General features: G+C 52.3%; 15 protein-coding genes. 3 read left to right on the top strand and 12 right to left on the bottom strand.

What is annotated here, in order from left to right:
• Positions 1-110: 110 nt before the first annotated feature.
• A complete protein-coding gene (locus tag OEL83_11015; protein MDK9707567.1) occupies positions 111-1,820 on the top strand; it encodes an ABC transporter ATP-binding protein/permease in 1,710 nt (569 codons plus the stop codon).
• 76 nt (positions 1,821-1,896) lie between these two features.
• Here OEL83_11015 and lptB read toward each other — a convergent pair whose 3' ends face one another.
• The 7 genes from lptB to OEL83_10980 form a co-directional block, all read right to left on the bottom strand.
• Complete coding sequence (lptB, locus tag OEL83_11010; protein ID MDK9707566.1) at positions 1,897-2,622, bottom strand: LPS export ABC transporter ATP-binding protein; 726 nt, start codon at positions 2,620-2,622, stop codon at positions 1,897-1,899.
• 156 nt (positions 2,623-2,778) lie between these two features.
• A complete protein-coding gene (locus OEL83_11005; protein MDK9707565.1) occupies positions 2,779-3,027 on the bottom strand; it encodes a phosphopantetheine-binding protein in 249 nt (82 codons plus the stop codon).
• 42 nt (positions 3,028-3,069) lie between these two features.
• Positions 3,070-4,002: an SDR family NAD(P)-dependent oxidoreductase gene (locus tag OEL83_11000; protein ID MDK9707564.1), complete on the bottom strand. Its 933-nt coding sequence runs from the start codon at positions 4,000-4,002 to the stop codon at positions 3,070-3,072.
• Positions 4,003-4,039: 37 nt separating this feature from the next.
• The gene (locus OEL83_10995) at positions 4,040-5,779 is read right to left on the bottom strand and encodes a fatty acyl-AMP ligase (GenBank protein MDK9707563.1); all 1,740 of its coding nucleotides are present in this window, start codon (positions 5,777-5,779) and stop codon (positions 4,040-4,042) included.
• A 205-nt stretch (positions 5,780-5,984) separates the two neighbouring features.
• A complete protein-coding gene (locus OEL83_10990) occupies positions 5,985-6,938 on the bottom strand; it encodes a hypothetical protein (protein MDK9707562.1) in 954 nt (317 codons plus the stop codon).
• The gene (locus tag OEL83_10985; protein ID MDK9707561.1) at positions 6,938-7,927 is read right to left on the bottom strand and encodes a diacylglycerol kinase family protein; all 990 of its coding nucleotides are present in this window, start codon (positions 7,925-7,927) and stop codon (positions 6,938-6,940) included. Before OEL83_10985 ends, OEL83_10990 begins: the two co-directional genes overlap by 1 nt.
• A 34-nt stretch (positions 7,928-7,961) precedes the next feature.
• On the bottom strand, positions 7,962-9,170 hold the full coding sequence (locus tag OEL83_10980; GenBank protein MDK9707560.1) for a CDP-alcohol phosphatidyltransferase family protein: 1,209 nt from the start codon (positions 9,168-9,170) through the stop codon (positions 7,962-7,964).
• A gap of 64 nt (positions 9,171-9,234) precedes the next feature.
• Here OEL83_10980 and OEL83_10975 point away from each other — a divergent pair, with 64 nt between their 5' ends.
• On the top strand, positions 9,235-10,239 hold the full coding sequence (locus OEL83_10975) for a metallophosphoesterase (protein MDK9707559.1): 1,005 nt from the start codon (positions 9,235-9,237) through the stop codon (positions 10,237-10,239).
• Between the two features lie 13 nt (positions 10,240-10,252).
• Here OEL83_10975 and lptG read toward each other — a convergent pair whose 3' ends face one another.
• The 3 genes from lptG to OEL83_10960 form a co-directional block, all read right to left on the bottom strand.
• Positions 10,253-11,323: an LPS export ABC transporter permease LptG gene (gene lptG, locus OEL83_10970; GenBank protein MDK9707558.1), complete on the bottom strand. Its 1,071-nt coding sequence runs from the start codon at positions 11,321-11,323 to the stop codon at positions 10,253-10,255.
• Positions 11,320-12,396 carry an LPS export ABC transporter permease LptF gene (lptF, locus tag OEL83_10965; GenBank protein MDK9707557.1) on the bottom strand — a complete coding sequence of 359 codons (1,077 nt, stop codon included), beginning with the start codon at positions 12,394-12,396 and terminating at the stop codon, positions 11,320-11,322. The genes lptG and lptF overlap by 4 nt, the downstream gene beginning before the upstream one ends.
• A 73-nt stretch (positions 12,397-12,469) precedes the next feature.
• On the bottom strand, positions 12,470-13,228 hold the full coding sequence (locus OEL83_10960; protein ID MDK9707556.1) for a phosphocholine cytidylyltransferase family protein: 759 nt from the start codon (positions 13,226-13,228) through the stop codon (positions 12,470-12,472).
• A gap of 241 nt (positions 13,229-13,469) precedes the next feature.
• On the opposite strand from OEL83_10960, the gene OEL83_10955 reads away from it, so the two are divergent.
• Entirely contained in the window at positions 13,470-14,480 is a 1,011-nt protein-coding gene (locus tag OEL83_10955) for a hypothetical protein (GenBank protein MDK9707555.1), read from the top strand.
• Between the two features lie 21 nt (positions 14,481-14,501).
• On the opposite strand, the gene OEL83_10950 is transcribed toward OEL83_10955, so the two are convergent.
• Both OEL83_10950 and OEL83_10945 read right to left on the bottom strand, forming a co-directional pair.
• Entirely contained in the window at positions 14,502-15,320 is an 819-nt protein-coding gene (locus OEL83_10950; GenBank protein ID MDK9707554.1) for a nucleotidyltransferase family protein, read from the bottom strand.
• Complete coding sequence (locus OEL83_10945; protein ID MDK9707553.1) at positions 15,317-16,354, bottom strand: N-acetyltransferase; 1,038 nt, start codon at positions 16,352-16,354, stop codon at positions 15,317-15,319. The genes OEL83_10950 and OEL83_10945 overlap by 4 nt, the downstream gene beginning before the upstream one ends.
• Positions 16,355-16,732 lie beyond the last annotated feature (378 nt).

The raw sequence follows: 16,732 nt of genomic DNA, 5'->3' as shown, positions 1-16,732 counted from the left end.
AACGTCGTTCGAATTTCGTATGCCGGATTGATCAAGGAATTGCCAGTCGCCAAAATGGCTGAGCTTCTCGGATACTCCAATATTCTTTTGTGCGTCAACTGCAAGCGGCCATGCGTTTAATCATCACTTTCTTCAAGGCGTACCCTTCCCAGAGCATTGTCACGCTCATCGCCATGCTGCTTGCCGGTATTGCCGAAGGCTTTGGCTTAACGATGCTGCTGCCCCTCCTGGGCGTTGTCATCAACACAACAAGCGGGGCGGATAGTCTCGCCGGATATTCGCATTCGCCGCTGGAACACTTTGTTACCGGTTTTTTTGCTGCGGTCGGTTTGCGGCCCACCATGGGTGTCCTTTTAGCTTTTTTTGTGGGATGCATTATCGTAACAGCCCTGCTCTCCCTGCTGGCGAATAAGAAGGTTGGATATATGGTGGCCCAGGTGGCCACTGATCTACGTCTGGCGCTGATACGCGCACTCTTTGCCACACGCTGGGAATACTATGTCCATCAGCCGATCGGCAAGTATACGAATGCGTTTGCCACTGAGGCCAACCGGTCGGCAGACGCCTATCTGTATGGTATCCGGGTCATCGCGTTGCTTCTGCGCACGGCGGTGTACACAGGTGTTGCCTTGCTGATGGCATGGAAAGAGACCCTCATTGCACTGGCGGCCGGCGTCATTATCCTCTATATCCTTGGCAGCTTAGTCACCAAAGCCAAAAAGGCCGGGCAACGTCAGACAAGCCTGCTCAATTCGCTGCTCGCCCTGTTGACCGATACCCTGCAATCCATTAAACCATTAAAGGCCATGGCCCGGGAAAATATGGCCGATCTGGTGCTGCAGAAAGAGACGAGAAAATTAAACCGGGTCTTGCAGAAGCAGGTGTTCAGTAAAGAGGCCTTAAAGGCCCTGCAGGAACCCCTGATTACCATCTTTTTCGCCTTTGCCCTGTATGTGGCGATGATCTGGTGGCATGTCCCTCTGGCCACCGTTATAACCATGGCCTTTATGCTGGTGAAAATTCTAAAGACCTTGCAGAACGCCCAGAAAGAACATCAGACCATGGTCATCGCTGAAAGTGCATATTGGTCTCTGTTGTCCAGGATTCAGGAGAACGAAGAGGAACAAGAAGATCTTAGCGGCACGATTGAACCGATCTTTAACGATTCGATCCGCCTGCACAATGTCAATTTTTCGTATGGGGACAAACCGATTTTGAAAAATATATCGCTGGATTTTCCCAAAGGGACATTTTCAGCGATCATTGGCCCATCTGGTGCAGGCAAGACGACCATCGTTGATCTGATAACCGGCCTGCTTTCGCCCCAGACAGGCCGAGTGTGGATTGATGATAGAAACCTTGCCGCGATCAACCTGAGAAGTTGGCGCCATATGATAGGTTATGTGCCGCAGGAAACCCTGCTGTTGCATGATTCCGTGCAACTGAATGTGACTCTTGGCGACTCAAGGTTCACCGACAAGGATGTGGAAGATGCCCTGCGAGCAGCGGGGGCCTGGGATTTTGTCGCTGAAATGACGGATGGGATCGATACCGTGGTTGGAGAACGGGGAAGCCGCCTTTCAGGTGGGCAGCGACAGCGCATTACCATCGCCCGCGCCTTGGTCCATAAACCCAGGCTGCTGATCCTGGATGAGGCCACCAGCGCCCTTGATCCGGCCAGCGAGGCTGCTATCTGTGTTACCCTGAGGCAGCTGCGCGGTACGCTCACGATTCTGGCTATATCTCATCAGACAGCCATCCTGGATGCAGCCGACCGGGCATACCGGCTCGAAAGCGGATTTGCTCATTACATAGAATGAGGCGACTATGCCCCTGAGAGATACAGCGCCATATTTCCCTGGCGTAGCGGGCCGGGAAGTTGCAGGGGGCCGGAATTTAAAGCCGGAATTTTTCTCCCAGGTAGGTTTCTTTAGCCCTGGGACTGGTGGCGATAAAGTCAGGTTCGCCAAATTCCAGTATTTCTCCATGGTCGAGAATATAGGCTTTATCGCAGACGCACAGCGTTTCCCTGACGTTATGATCCGAGATCAGCACACCGATCCCTCTCCCTTTCAATTGACGGATACTGTTTTGAATATTGATGACGGCAATGGGGTCGACTCCCGCAAATGGTTCATCCATCAAGATAAATGCCGGTTCTATCACCAGTGCTCTGGCAATCTCAAGACGTCTCTGTTCGCCGCCGGACAGCGTATAACTCAGGTTTTTTGCTAAATACGACAACCGGAAATCAGCCAACAAATGCTCCTTGCGTATCTGTTGTTCGCTGTAGCTGATATTTAAGGTTTCCAGGATGGCCAGTAGATTGTCTTCAACGGTCAGTTTGCGGAAAACGGACATTTCTTGCGGTAAATAGGAGATTCCGGCACGAGCCCTGGTGTATATGGGCAAGTCGGTCAGGTCCTGTTCATCAAGCAGAACCTGGCCCTTGTCTGGCTGAATCAGGCCGACCACCATATAAAAGGTCGTTGTTTTTCCTGCACCGTTCGGACCCAGCAGGCCGATAACCTGCCCTGAGTTAACCTCCAGGTCGACCCCGCGAACAACCTTCCGGCCTTTATAGGACTTCTCAAGTCCCCGTGCTGAAAGCTTTCTTTCCATTATTCAACGTGTAAGATGTGGTCGCCGGATCTGGCCCCAAGAACAAAGGCGAAAACGCGCAGGTTGTTGGCTGCCACGTACCCCCTTTAAGGTGGGTCGATCAACAAAAGGCCGGACATGTCCTTGGAGAGGCCCGGGATCAGCATGGCCGGCTCGTTATGAATCAGTCAATTTCTCAATTTCTTCAACGAGATCTCCCACGGTCCGGATCCCCGCCAGTATGTTAATCGGTATGGAAATGTCATAGGCGTCTTCTAATTTCTCCAGAAGTTCCAAAACCTTGAGTGAATCAAGATCCAGATCGTTCGTCAGATTCAGGTCTACCGTCACCCGCAGGGCATGTCCCGGGAGTATCTGTTGCAACAAGCCTTGGATCTGCTGCAATATCTGTTCATCTGTTGCCATGAAATGTAAACCTTTCTTTTTTTTATACGGTGTCAAGAACTGTCATCTTGCAAGCCTCATCGTTTGCTGCAACCCTTCCTCCAGCAAAATCCGAGGACTCCACTCAGTTTCACCGTGCAACTGACTGTTGTCCGCCACCCAGTCCGGATGGATCAATTCCCGCACCTTGCCGGGCGTCAGCATTGGCGGTCCGCCAAGAACATGTGCTGCCATGAGGTTCAGTTTTGCGAGTATTCGCACACAACATACCGGTATATGAGCCCTGAATATTGCCTTCCCGCTCAACCGTTCGGCGGCGGAAATAATCTCATGCCATGAATATCCGTTCGGGTGACCATCGTGCAACTCATAACAACGCTGCGAATGTTTGCTGTTCTGCAACCAGGAATGCATGGCTTCAACCAGATCCACCACGTACAATAGCGAAACACGTTTTTCTTCAGATCCGATGAGCGGGGCGACACCTCTGAACATCCATTGGAACAGAGGCCGCATTTCATGATCTCCGGGGCCATATACCGCGGCAGGGCGAAAAACCCCCCAAAACATATCACCTGCGAGAGAGGCCAGCATATTCTCGCCATTGCGCTTGCTCGCGGCATAAAATGAAAGATGGGGTTCACGGGCTGCGAGGGAGGAAATGAGTAAAAACTTCGGTTGAGGGTGCTGCGCAGTCGCTACCTTAACCAATCGGGCTACACCATCAACATTGATGTATTCAAAATCCTTCAGAGTGGATCCGCGGACCACACCGGCACAGTGGACAATTGCTTCCACCCCGGCGGTCATCCGTTGCAAGCTGTCTGTATCGTCCATGCCACCTGTAATCCACTCGACACCAAGACCTTGGGGGCGCTTATGGAGCGAAGCAGGTCGGACCAGCGCCCGCACCTGCCAACCGGAGGAAACCAACCTCTGGGCCACCATGCTGCCGATAAATCCAGTTGCTCCGGTTATTGCAATAGTTCGAGACATGATAATTTTACGGATTCTATCCGATTTTTGCAGCGTCTCATGGACTTACAGTGGTGAGTTGAAGCATATGTTGCAGATAGTCATTCCTGGTGGAGTGACGGGATGGCTTTCCGGACGTCGTTCGGATTAAGGTGTTGCGGCCCACCAATTCAATAATGCAGTCGATTCCCAACTCTGCACGGACTTTCTGTTTTAATTTTTTGACAAGATCCTGACGTTTCAGCAGGTCATTTTCCCGGCATTCAACAAGAAGAACCGCCTGATCATACGATTGCGGGTTCGGGACTGGGAATGCTATCGCATCGCCTGTCCGTATTTCAGGCAGTGATTCCGCCAGGTATTCAATATCCTGCGGCAGGATATTGCGGCCATTCATGATGATTACGTCTTTTAACCGTCCAATAATAACGACATCGGAACCGACCAGATACGCTATATCGCCCGTATTGAGCCAGCCGTCCGGAGAAAGGACCTCACGTGTGGCCTCAGGGTTGTCAAAATAACCTGACATCAAGCTCGGGCCTCGCACATGGAGTATCCCGCAATCCCTTTCTCGGAGTATTTGGCCCTGCGCGTCTCTGATTTCCAACTCGTATCCGGGCAGCAAGCTTCCACAGTTGGTAAATTTTTTGGCTCTGTGTGTTCCATTTTTCACATCAGGCTGAACAGAAAGAGCTCTCTTGCGGGAAGCAAGCTGTTCCGCGTCAACACGATCCACCTGCACTCCTTGACTGAGCTGACCGAAGCACACGGCCAGAGCACATTCAGCCATGCCGTAGCAGGGCAGGAAAGCGTGCGCATCAAAGCCGCTGAGCTTCAAGCGATCAGCAAAAAAGGCAAGGGTTTCGGTTTGGATGACTTCCGCGCCGACACCGGCCACCCGCCAGCTCCGTAAATCGTAACTGGCCAGATCGACGTCCCGCAGACGGCGGGCGGCAAGATCGTAGCCGAACGGCGGACTGAAGGATATGGTCCCCCGATTTTCGGACATGATCTTCAACCACAGGCGCGGGCGCATCGCGAAATGTCGGGTATTCAGATAGTCGACCGAGACCTGGCAGACCAAGGGTGTAAGGAGCAGCCCGACAAGTCCCATATCATGATAATAAGGAAGCCAGGAAACGGCACGATCTCCCCTGCGAATCTGCACACCATGCTTTATGATTGCCTGAGTGTTATGCAAAACCGCTTCCTGGGTGATCATGACCCCTCGCGGGAAGCGGGTACTGCCCGAAGTATACTGAAGATACGCCAGTTCATCCGCTTGCAGGGGCTGCAGTGGGGCTTCCGATTCCGGTAGATTTTCAAAAGTCTGTGAATTTCCAGCGAAGCGGATTTTCAGCCGTGCGGCTGCCTCGATCAGAAAGGGAAGAAAATCATCATTAGCTATGGCGATTTCCGCTTGGCATATTGACAGGTAGCGTTCCAGCTGATTGGTATATTCCTGCTGGCCGCTCAGTTGTATTGTAGCTGGCAGGGGGACCGGGATGAACCCCGCATACTGGCAAGCGAAAAAGAACCGGACAAAATCAGGATGCGTATCTGCAACTAAAGCCACCCGTGTACCGCGGGGCGTGTTCAAGGAGAGTAACTTTTTTGCCAGGTTCAGTGCATCATCGCGCAAGGTCGCGTAGGAGAGCGTTGCAAAGAGTTTTCCCTGGCCGGAATAGAAATTAAAACCGGTTTCTCCTTGGGCCGCGTAATCCAGCGCTTCGGCAAGGGTCGAAAATCCTTCGTATAGTAACGGTAAATCATGTGTAGTAGGCGTTGCTTTCATTAATTTGAAATAACTCCAGGAAAACCATATAACAACATAGACCGTTCGTTTTTGCTGTCTGATGGCATTCTGTAATTTTTACTGACAGTTTTTTTACTTCAAAAGCATCATTTTTACCACTATTTTAGTTGCCTGAGAAAAATGTTCAATTTGCGAGAGCAGGTAAACCGGTAACGATACGCTGCCGAAACGCCCTGAACCAGAATCATCGAACTCCACCCAGCCGATATAACCGCAATGATAAAAAACACAGGGCGAGAATGGGATGCCGCATTAAAAAAGGGCTCACCTCGATTTTGACTCCGGAATGTCGCTCGATCTTCCAAACGATATACTCCACGCCGCCCTCAAAGGTCCATGCAGCCTTCATCAGTCTCAACACGGAAAGGATTTTTCCCTGCACAATGCGAATGGCCCAGGTGAGACGTGAAAAGAAACTCACTGAATTGTCAACGCTGGCCGAATAAAGCGTAGCCCCCTGGCCGTTTGTGCTTGTTATCCGGAACGGAACGCTCTCAAGGGCTTTTAGGGTCACTTCCTCAAAGTAGTTCGCTGACGCATCGAAGAAGCGTGCCTGCCGGTCCGGACGTTCTGGACGAAACTCGGCCCGGTACGTCATTCCGAGCCCTTTCTGCCACAGATTCCGGATGGTCCATTGCGGCGGCAAGAGCGGCAATACCCTTGAGATAAAAGTGATGACCGACTGAGCAAAGGCCGTGTGGATCTGGTTCAAAACATCGTCGTTTCGTACATAGGCGACCACCGACGGCTGGCAGAAACGGGCCCATAAATAAGAATGGAACCAGCGCCTCGATGTTCCTTTGCGTAAATCAGCCAGGGACAAGAGAGCGTACTTGGCACGGACCCGTTTACCTTCAAGCAGGGATTCCAGATAGAAAACATTGGGCGGCAGCACGTTGTTGAGGAAAGCATACAGGAGGCTGCGATTGGCGGAAAGGTACCCGTCCACCAGAACGTACAGATCAAAAAGTCCGTCCAGGTCATCACCCGAATGCATGCAGGACCCATAAAACACTATCCCCTGCACGGAGTTACCATGACGGGAAAAAACCTCCTGCATCAGGAGGGAGACCGCCGGTGAGGCATGTCGAGAAGTATGCAGCTGGATTACATGAACCAGTTCTGTTGGAGGTGACATTATTCTACTCGTAAAAAGGTGGCACTGCCGCCGCACTGCAACACGGTTGGTTCCTGGATGGAATCCGGTGTGTACAATTCACCGTCCAGTGCAACGGGGCTGTCCAGAAAAAACTGTATATCCCGCACATTGCCGGAGAAATAGCCATTCTCCGGCGTTCCCTTGCGGCACCGCCTTCCTCTTGCCAGCATGGGCAGGACCTGCAGGAGATATGGTGCCTGTGTTCTCACGGCTGTATAGCGCAACGGCCCCTGTTCATCTCCCCAAAACGGCCGCAGACCGAAAAACAGCCGATTCAGTGTCGTGACAAAAAATAACAAAAAATTGTCCCGTTGCGGCGGTCGTCCGTCAAGACAAACCGTCATGGCGGTGGTTGTCATCTGCCTGTTGCTGTGTCTGATAGCAGCCCACAGGGAACGGAACAGGGTCAGACCTATCCCCAAAACACCGTGTAATCCGTGGTTATGGAGGTTCTGCTGGTAGTATCGGATGCCTTGGCTGATGATGGCAGCGCCGAAAAACATGCCGTATTTCGCCTCGTGACCGGAGACCCGCAGGCAAAGAACCGGTCTTTGAGCCCGGGTGACCCGGCCCCTGCCGGTCAGGGCCCAGGCAAACAGACCTTGCAAGGCCCGGTGTTGATCGCCTGATAGGCCGACATCGCCAGCAATCATGTTGGTCGTACCCGCTTCAAGCACAACAAGTTGAGGGTGCGTGACAAAGGGCTGCCGGGTGAACATCACCGTCAAGACGGCCTGGACAGTTCCGTCGCCGCCGCTTATTACGATCAGGTTAATGTCCTGGCGGGCGAAATCTACCAGCGCGTCGTGCACCGCATGGGGAGTCCGGATTTCTTTCAGAAGCACCTTGGGATAGCCGCTGATTATACGCGGCAGGACTCCAGGGGCCTGACGGTTTTTACCACTCAACGGATTATACAGAACGCCGATCCGCACCGGCTGAACAACTGCAGGCGTTGTCGCGGCCATTTCATTTCGGCAAGCAGAGCAAAACCATTGCAGATCAGCGGCCCGCATGGCCTGCAAATATCCGGGCCGCACGTGAGTTGTAATACCTCGGCGTATCCGCCTCGGACAACCATGAACCGAGCGGTCCTCCTTGTCTGGCCCGATCATAACCGGCGGCCGCCAGTCGGACAAGCAGGATGAGGGTACTGGCAACCGTCCAGATCGTCACGGCCACCAGTCCTAGATCCGGACGGTCAGCGAGATAGCTGAGCGTCAGCAGGATCAGGTTCGGATTTCGTCTGGCCGTAATCAGCCTGAAATACGAATCGAACGGCCGCCAGCAGAATATGCTGAACCTGCCGAGCAATAACTGGAAGGATCCTTCGACCAGACGGCCGCCCACATACCCGGCCAGGATCACCCAGAAAAAAGCGTTCAAAGGGAGTCCCAGACTGTCTGCCTGGGCATCAGGTAAGCCAATCGCCCACAGTATATACCAGAGGGGAGGGTGGACGAGATCGATCATATGGTCAAAGTAGTGGCCGAATTTACTGGAAGTCAGAGTTACGCGGGCCAGTTTGCCGTCCACAGTGTCCAGAAAGGTCATCAGCCATCCCGCTGCCAGTCCGATGCCGTATTGGCCGGTGGCAAAGGAAATCCCCGCGATGATCACCAGCACCAAACCGGCCAGGGTGACTTGGTTGGGCCTGATATGCAGCCGGACGCAAAACCCCACCACATGGCGGGCCAGACAGGGCCATGCCCATTTCGTGACCAGATCCGTGACGCCTTTATAGGACCAGTCGAAAAGACGCCGTTCTAGGTCCTTTTTTCGTTCAGCGGTGATCGGGAGGACAAACGGCGGTTCATTCTTGCGCAATTTTTTATGAAACGATAGAGGGAAGGTCGAAGGGGTCAGATTTTCCACGCCGGGCAGTACGTCGTTCGTTGTCTTGTCGGTGATCAGATCCAGGGCCTGCTGTGCCAAGCCGGCCGGGACATGCGCGGCAACGGCTGTCTGCGGCTGGCGGTCCTGCAAGTTCAGGAGAACATTTGGCGTTCCAGCAAGGTTTTCGATCAGCCGGTCATCGAACAGGTAGTCGCCACGGAGAATCAGGACGGTATCGCTGTCAGACAGCTTTTTCAATTCATCTGCGGTACAGCTTTGGGCGGTTTCTCCCAGAATACGCTCTATCCGCTGTTGTGAGGTCATGCCCCAGATCTGTACCGGACATGTATGACAAAAATGGATATATTTACTCATACTGCTGTTCTTTTATAGTCAATCTTTGCAAAAACACTCTCCTTCCTGTATAGGTTTGGCCATTATGCCAGCGACCTTTCCAGACATTCTCAACTCCGGCAGGACGATCATCCGGGCGGCGGACGATGCATCTGCAGCCAAGGGGTACGTTGTTGCCCATTGCTCTGACCCGCACATCACCTGCGTTGAGCACAGCCGCCGAGGTGATTTTCTCAACAAAAGAATGCTCGGCTGTCTGCGCTGGCAGCTGAAACGCAGACACGAGCAGCACGATGAGTTACTTACCATTCTTTCTAAAGATCTGCAACGGACACAACCGGACCATATTGTCATTACCGGTGACTTGACCCATCTGAGCCTGCCAGCTGAATTCGCATCGGCCCGGGATTGGCTGCAGGCGGTCGGCACACCCGAACAGGTCACCGTCATTCCCGGCAACCATGACCAGTATGTCAGGACTGCATGGCAGCAATCGTTTGCCTTCTGGCTGCCCTACATGCAGGGCGATAACTCGCCTCCGCAGACTGCTGCTTCCGCCACCAGCCTAGAGGAACTCTTTCCGACGCTGCGCATCCGTCGTGATATTGCCCTGATCAGCACAAGTACGGCCCGACCGAGCGCACTCCACCTTGCCACGGGCAGACTCGGCAAAGAGCAGGTGGCTAAGCTGGAAATGCTTCTGCAGCAGTTGCCTGGTCAACACCTTTTCCGTATACTTCTGATCCATCACCCGCCGATATCGGGTGTCGTCAGCCGGCGGCGAAGTCTAACCGATGCGTCGGCCCTGCAGGCATTGATTGCGCGTTACGGGGTCGAACTGGTCCTCTTTGGTCATGCCCACAAAACAATACAGGGCTCTCTCTCCGGGCCGGTGGGACTGATCCCCGCAATGGGAGTGCCATCGGTATCATCCTTGGTGCGCACCGACGAACGGCGTGCCCGTTATTCCCTGTATGAAATCAAGCGATCCGCCGACCGATGGATTGTCCGCATGGAGGAACGCATCTTCGCGGCAGACCGGGAGGAGTTTATTGCCGGACAGCGACGGGAGATGATTCTTCCCTGGTAGCGGGCCGTTCCGGTCAAAAGGCTTTGCGCAACCGCACGAGAGTGATGCCCGAAATCAGCAGGACAGGCAGCATGGCAGTACCAAAAGGACTCATATTGAGCAGCAGCCCCCACTGGATCGACATCTGGTCGGCAAAATACAGGACAATTCCGACAAATGAGCCGATAGTGATACGATAACCGGCACTGATACTCCGTGTAGAACCGAAGACAAAACTGAGGGAAAGCAACGCCATAGCCACGGTGGCCAGGGGGACAGTGAGTTTGCGCCACAATGCGATAGAATATTGGTCAGCATTCTGGCCGCTCACTCGTAAGGTTTCGATATAACGAATAAGGTCGGGGGTCGATAAACTGTAGGGAGGCAGGCCCAGAATTCTCACCTGCTCGGGACTTAAAAAAATGTCCATGGCCAGGGTGGGCAATTGTCTGGTGATCATCTCACCGTCGTCAATCGTCCTCTGGGTGATATTGTGCAGGATCCATTGGCTGTTGTCTTGGAGAACGGCGTATTGCGCATGTGTAAAGGTCTGCAGGTGTTTCTGGTCATCGAATCTGAAAATATCAAGCTTGGCGGCAACCCCTTCTCGGAGCATCTTTTCAACATGGATATAGGCATTGTCACGGCGCAACCAGAAACCTTCCCTGCTCAAGTCAATACCTTCATCACTGGAGATGGCCTGCGCGTGGGACTTGCGGGCCTGTTGCTCCATAGTCGGCACAACTAATTCAGCCAGTATGCCGGCTGTCAGCATTAAAAGCATGCTGGTGACCAGAACCGTCGTGCATATTCTCGGAACAGATATGCCCGCGGCCTCCATGCCGACAATTTCCCCATGGTCGGACATGGCTCCCATGGCGACAATACCGCCAAGAAGCGTCGTAATCGGCAGTAGGTCAAGAATACGCTTGGGGAGGGTCAGAAGTACGAAAAGGATGGCGTTGTGCAGTCGATAACTGCCTTTTCCTACATCGTCAAGTTGCGAGATCAACTCGAACAGACTGAGCAGCACCGCCAGAATAAGCATGATGAACAGACAGTATGTCAGAAACGTTCTGCCTATATACACGTCCAGGATTCTCATAGCCTGTGCCAGTGCCGGAAAAAACGAGGCCGCCAGGTGAGGAGGACGAGGCAGACAACCAGCAGCAATTGACTCCAGAAGATTCCGGGCAAAATGCCGATAACACCCTGGGAGACCAATTTCTTCGCGATGGCGCTGAAATTGTAATAAGCGGCAAAAATCAGAATGGCCGCCAGTATATTGACGCGCTGCCTCTGACGCGGCGAGGACCGGCTTAACGGGATGGCGAGCAGCGCAAGAAGGATGCTGGACAGGGGGGTGATGATCCGCCACTCCAATTCTGCTATTTCCTCCAGATTATCCGCGGGCACAAGGGTTCTGGTAGCCGCGGCTTTTACCTTGTGGCTGGGAAGGATGGTACCATCAGGCTGTAGAGGCATGGCAGCGTTCTTGAACTTTATGATCAATCCCTTATCGCTTGAGTTGGGAAACTCATACCAATGGCCGTTTTTGAATGCGATGATGGGATTGTCGCTCTTCTCGTCTTGGTACTGGTCGGCCTGTTCCGCATAAATTATCTGCAGCGAAGTATTTTTTTTGTTCAGAATAAAAACTCCCTCTGCCCGGTTTTCCCGGGTGTTGACCTTGTCGGCAAAAATAACCCGTTCCCCGTCGTCGACCTCATAAAAATTGCCGCTTTGCATCCTTGTAAGATCAAACTGGGCTTCTGATTGAGCCTTCAGCAGGAAGAACTGCGTCCAGGCCCAGGGACGGATGTACAGCGAGAGGATGGCAACAATCGCAGCAACCATTAAGGATAAGAGGAAAATAGAGAGAGTGATCCTGGCCATGCTTATTCCGCTGGCAAACATGGCGGTTATCTCACCGTTTTTGTAGAAGCGACTGAGAGCGATTACCACGGACAGGTAAAATGTGGTCGGCAGCAGCACTTCAAGGGCGATAATAATCCTGAGCAGAACCAACAGGAAGACGGTGACACCCGACAACAGACCATGAACCGCATCTTCCCAGAAACGGGCCGAGATATAACATCCGAAGATAAAAACCAGCACAACGCAAATGATCATTGTGGGTTTAATTATTTCTCGCATTATGTAACGATCAATAATCACGTTGTATCCGTCGTTGAAACTCCGTTTGAAGAGCCTGTGCCTGCCGTCGGCTACAGTGGAAACCCTTTTACTGTCAAGAAACCTGAAGCTCTGCCGTTTCCTGCCTGTGGAAGTTTGCTGCAACAATCCGGTCAGCCTCGTTCAGGTCTGCCGGGAAATCGATTTCACACCAGGCTAATCCCCTGATCGAGCAGGTCAGCACGGTTTCTTTTCCGGCAATCTCATCAATGACCGACAGAAACCATCTCCGGGAACACGATGCGTCAGCCCGGGCATTTTCCAGTCCTTTCCTGAAGAGCATCGGGCCTATACCGCGGAACAGGATCATGCCGATGGATTCCCCGTCAATTTTATCCTGCGGAATATTTTTGCCGACATGGGTGAGACGTTGCCCTTTCAGACTGACCTTCATGTCGTCCGCATCATAGGTATCTTTGAGATTCACGGTAACCGTAATGGGGGCGGCAGGCGATGCCAGCAAACTCTTGACTATCAGCGCCTCAAAGAGGGTGTCACCGTTCAAGAGAATAAAATCTTCTGTCATTTCATGCCGAACCATCCAACAGCTGATCAAGTTGTCGGTTGTTGCATAATCTGCATTGTTACAGGTTTTGATCTTTTCCGATCCGTAGCGATGTCGCAGAAGTTCTTTAACTTTATCGGCATTATATCCGACGACTACGGTGATTTGGTCAATGCCGCATTTGTGCAGTTCGTCGATCTGCCATTCGATGATTGTTTTGCCCTGAACCGGTAAAAGGCATTTGGGTAAATCAGCAGTCATGGGTAATAACCGTTTGCCTTGGCCGGCGCTTAAAATAATGACTTTCATGCAAAGAACTCCATTCTGGTGTATAAACAGTTTTGAAACATCCTGCTGGGGAGATTGAACAGAGAGCGACATCCGCACTTGTATATCAATTTGGCCGAGTAATAAAGAGTTCTTTGTCTGGTGAGGAAATTTCCTCAAAATCAGTCGTCGTCCTAACCGAAGTGGAAATGGGATGATAGTGCTGGGTTTCGGGGATGCTGCCTGGCAGTTATGCATCGATGTTGGGTAGAAAAAAACATTTATGTCAATTTTACGATATAATTTCAATACGTTGTTGTCGGGAATTAACGGCCGGATGAAGACGATGCAGTCGGTGGTGCAACTCAGTGTATTTTTTTTGCTGCTGGCAGGTCTGGTTATTCTGCCGAAATCCTGTCTTGCCGGAGAAAATACTCCGACTGCAAACCCGACGAACAAGAAAGTTTCCTGGTCTGACTTGATATTTACAGGTTCCAAATTTTCAGCTTACTTTAAAGTCCAAATGCAGCTTGAGTCAATGGCTGACTCCTCCGGGAATAATTCCTCTCCCAAAGGGAAGGAATGGGGTGCTTGTCCGGAAACAGTTCATGACGGCATGTTGCTGACAATAAAAGCCTCGTTGCAGGGCCTGGGCTCTGAAGACAAATACGAAGAAAGGGTCTGGTTTAAAGAACATGATGGACTGCCCTACAAACGTAACCGCCTGAACCAAGGCAATGCCTTCTGGATGAAAAGCTATTGCTGGGAGGAAAAAGGTGTACGCCGGCATAAAGTTGTGCCGGGAAACTCGGCCGAGAAAAAACTCCCCGCGTCAGTATGGTCACAGCACACGGAGTCCCTGTACAGATATCCTGGAAACCGGACTGGTTGCGGCACGATATCGGACCCGGCCCTCATTGTATACAAGGTATCAAGTCTTACCCCTGTCATCGGGCAAGATCCTTTTGAACTCTGCGTTTTCGGCAAAAAACAGCTGCATCGCCTCACCATCACGCAAGAAGGAGCCTCCCCTTTACAAGTCGCGTACACAGTCCGTTCCGCTGCACTTAAGGAGACTGTTGTGACGGAGCAGATTCTTCCGGTTGTGTATGCCGTCACCTCGGAAAACATGGGAACCGCCAATCAGGCTCCTGAAGTCTTTTCGCTCTTTGGCCTTCAAAAAGACATTCGGATATACCTGGATCCGGAAAAAGGGATACCGGTCAAGATCAGCGGAACCGTCAACAGCATCGGCACCCTCGAATTGGAGGTGCAAAACGTGACAGTCAACTGACAAGGTGGTCTCCGGCACGTGTCATGACAAAGTCTTGGCCGCGATCTGCTGCACATATCGCCAGTCGTCGGCCGAGTCTACATCGATTGCTGCCTCCGGATACGGGAGGACAACCACCCCGGCCGTGCATCCCAGTTGCCGCGACAGCCTGTTCAGAACCTCGGTCAGGGTAAGGTTCCTCAGCAGGTAGCGGATTACCGTCATCCATCCCAGGATATTGATCACCCGTAGCGGATTCTTGCGCTGCTGTTCAACCCGGCGCCAGAAATTTGGCACCTGCCGTGATCGTGATGTCATAAAGGCAAAAAGGTTGCACGAACAATATGCTCCATCCTTGAATGTGTATGCGGTTCTGCGGGTGTGAGGATAGGCTGCCGTCACAACCTCATGGCGGACCACTGCCGCTGCAACATCACATTCCGTTCTGCAGGCTTCACGACAGAAGTAATCCACGATCCGCGGGCTGAGCAGGGCATGATCACTGGTGGTTAACAGGAGGGGGACATCCTCGGGCAGTGATGCCATGGCATGAAAGGCGCTCAGACTTGGCGTCGCCTGATTTTCCATCCAGCCCACCCTGCCGGAAACAACATACTCTTCCAGCGTCGGTTCTTGATCCATGATGGATCGGGGAGGGCCGCAAAGGGTCTGGTTGTGTACGGAAGCGGATGATGCCAGCGCTTCAATGACCCTGAAGAGCATCGGAGTGCCGTTCACCGGCGCCATCGACTTGCAACGGACGTCCGCCGCTACGGCAACGGGGTTGTGCCTTTCCCGGTCCGCGGCGAGGATAATTGCGGTAAATACCTGCTGTCCGGAATCCATGGTGTCTGTGCTCACAGTTGTTTGCCGAAAATGCGGTATCGCTTGTATTGCCTGCCGCCGCAGTCTTGAATGATGCTCTGAATCCCGATATTGTCCTCCAGGATCCAGGACAATTCCAGTTCCCTCACGCCATGATCAACAATCGCCTGCTGGACATCGCCGATCACCCTGTACGCCAGGGCTGCCCCCAGAACGGTTCCCTGATACGCCTTCCGGACGCCCATGAGGATCACCCGCCCGGTTCGCGGGTGTCCTACCTTGAGGCGCCACAACAGCTTGAGCCATCCAAAAGGGAACAGTCTGCCGTTGAGATCCGCTATAGCCTCGTTCAAATTGGGCAGCACCACGATAAATGCAGACGGCTGACCATCCACAAAGGCGATCCTGGTGAACTGCTCATTGATCAGCAACTTTAAATCATTCGCCATATGGACGATTTCGTTCCTGGTCAAAGGGATAAAACCCCAGTTATCCGACCAGGCATCATTGAATATGTTGAAGACAACATCCAGGTCTTCCTGAAAGGTTTTTTTTCGAACGGGCCTCGTCTCGACACGTTTTTGGGTCCGTTTGACAAGTAGTTTCATGACGTCCGAGGGTTCGACATCGGTGGCAATCGTGTACGCCAGGAGATCCTTTTCCTTCACATAACCGCACTGTCCCAGACGCATCGCATAATACGGGTGGGCATGACCCATCATCATCGACGGTTTCGTCTCAAATCCGTCGACTAGCAGACCACATTCCTGGTTGATGGACAGGTTGAACGGTCCCCTGATCGATTTCATGCCCTGGCTGCGGAGCCAGTCTTCCGCGGTCGCAAGGATTGCCCGAAAAGTTTCTCTGTTATCTTCCACCTCCAGCATCCCGAAAAATCCTGTGCCATCCTGGTGGCGGTCGAGATGCAGTCTGTCTATTTGGGCACTGATACGTCCTACCGGGTGGCCATCTCGAAGTGCTATCCAACGACAGCAGGTTGCGTGTTCAAAATACGGATTCTTAGGAGAGAAAAGCATGCGCTGCTCAAGGAGAAGTGGCGGTATCCACATTGGATCGTCCCTGTATAACGACCTGGGAATTTGGATAAATTTCTTGATTTCCGGACGAGTTTCAACCTTCACGATTCGCAGTGAACCCCTTGTACATGCTGCGCTCTTTGGGGGTACCGCATTTGCAGAAATGGTGTCTTTCATACAATGAAATAAAGGGATGAGAAGGACGAATGCAGAAACAAAACGAAATGGTATCGACTTGAAAAATTTCCAGAGGTTTCGAAAACAACCCTGAAAATGTCACCGCCGGCAAGAAGGTACACGACCAGTGTATTCAGGTCAATATTAACGATCAAAACAACCGCGTCTGTTGCTGAAAACTATTTTTGTGAAACAGACTTTCATGGACGACTGGACCGGGAGTTAAAACTCTGA

Source organism: Desulforhopalus sp. (genome assembly GCA_030247675.1).
GTDB lineage: Bacteria > Desulfobacterota > Desulfobulbia > Desulfobulbales > Desulfocapsaceae > Desulforhopalus_A.
This window is presented reverse-complemented; position numbering and strand designations above follow the sequence as displayed.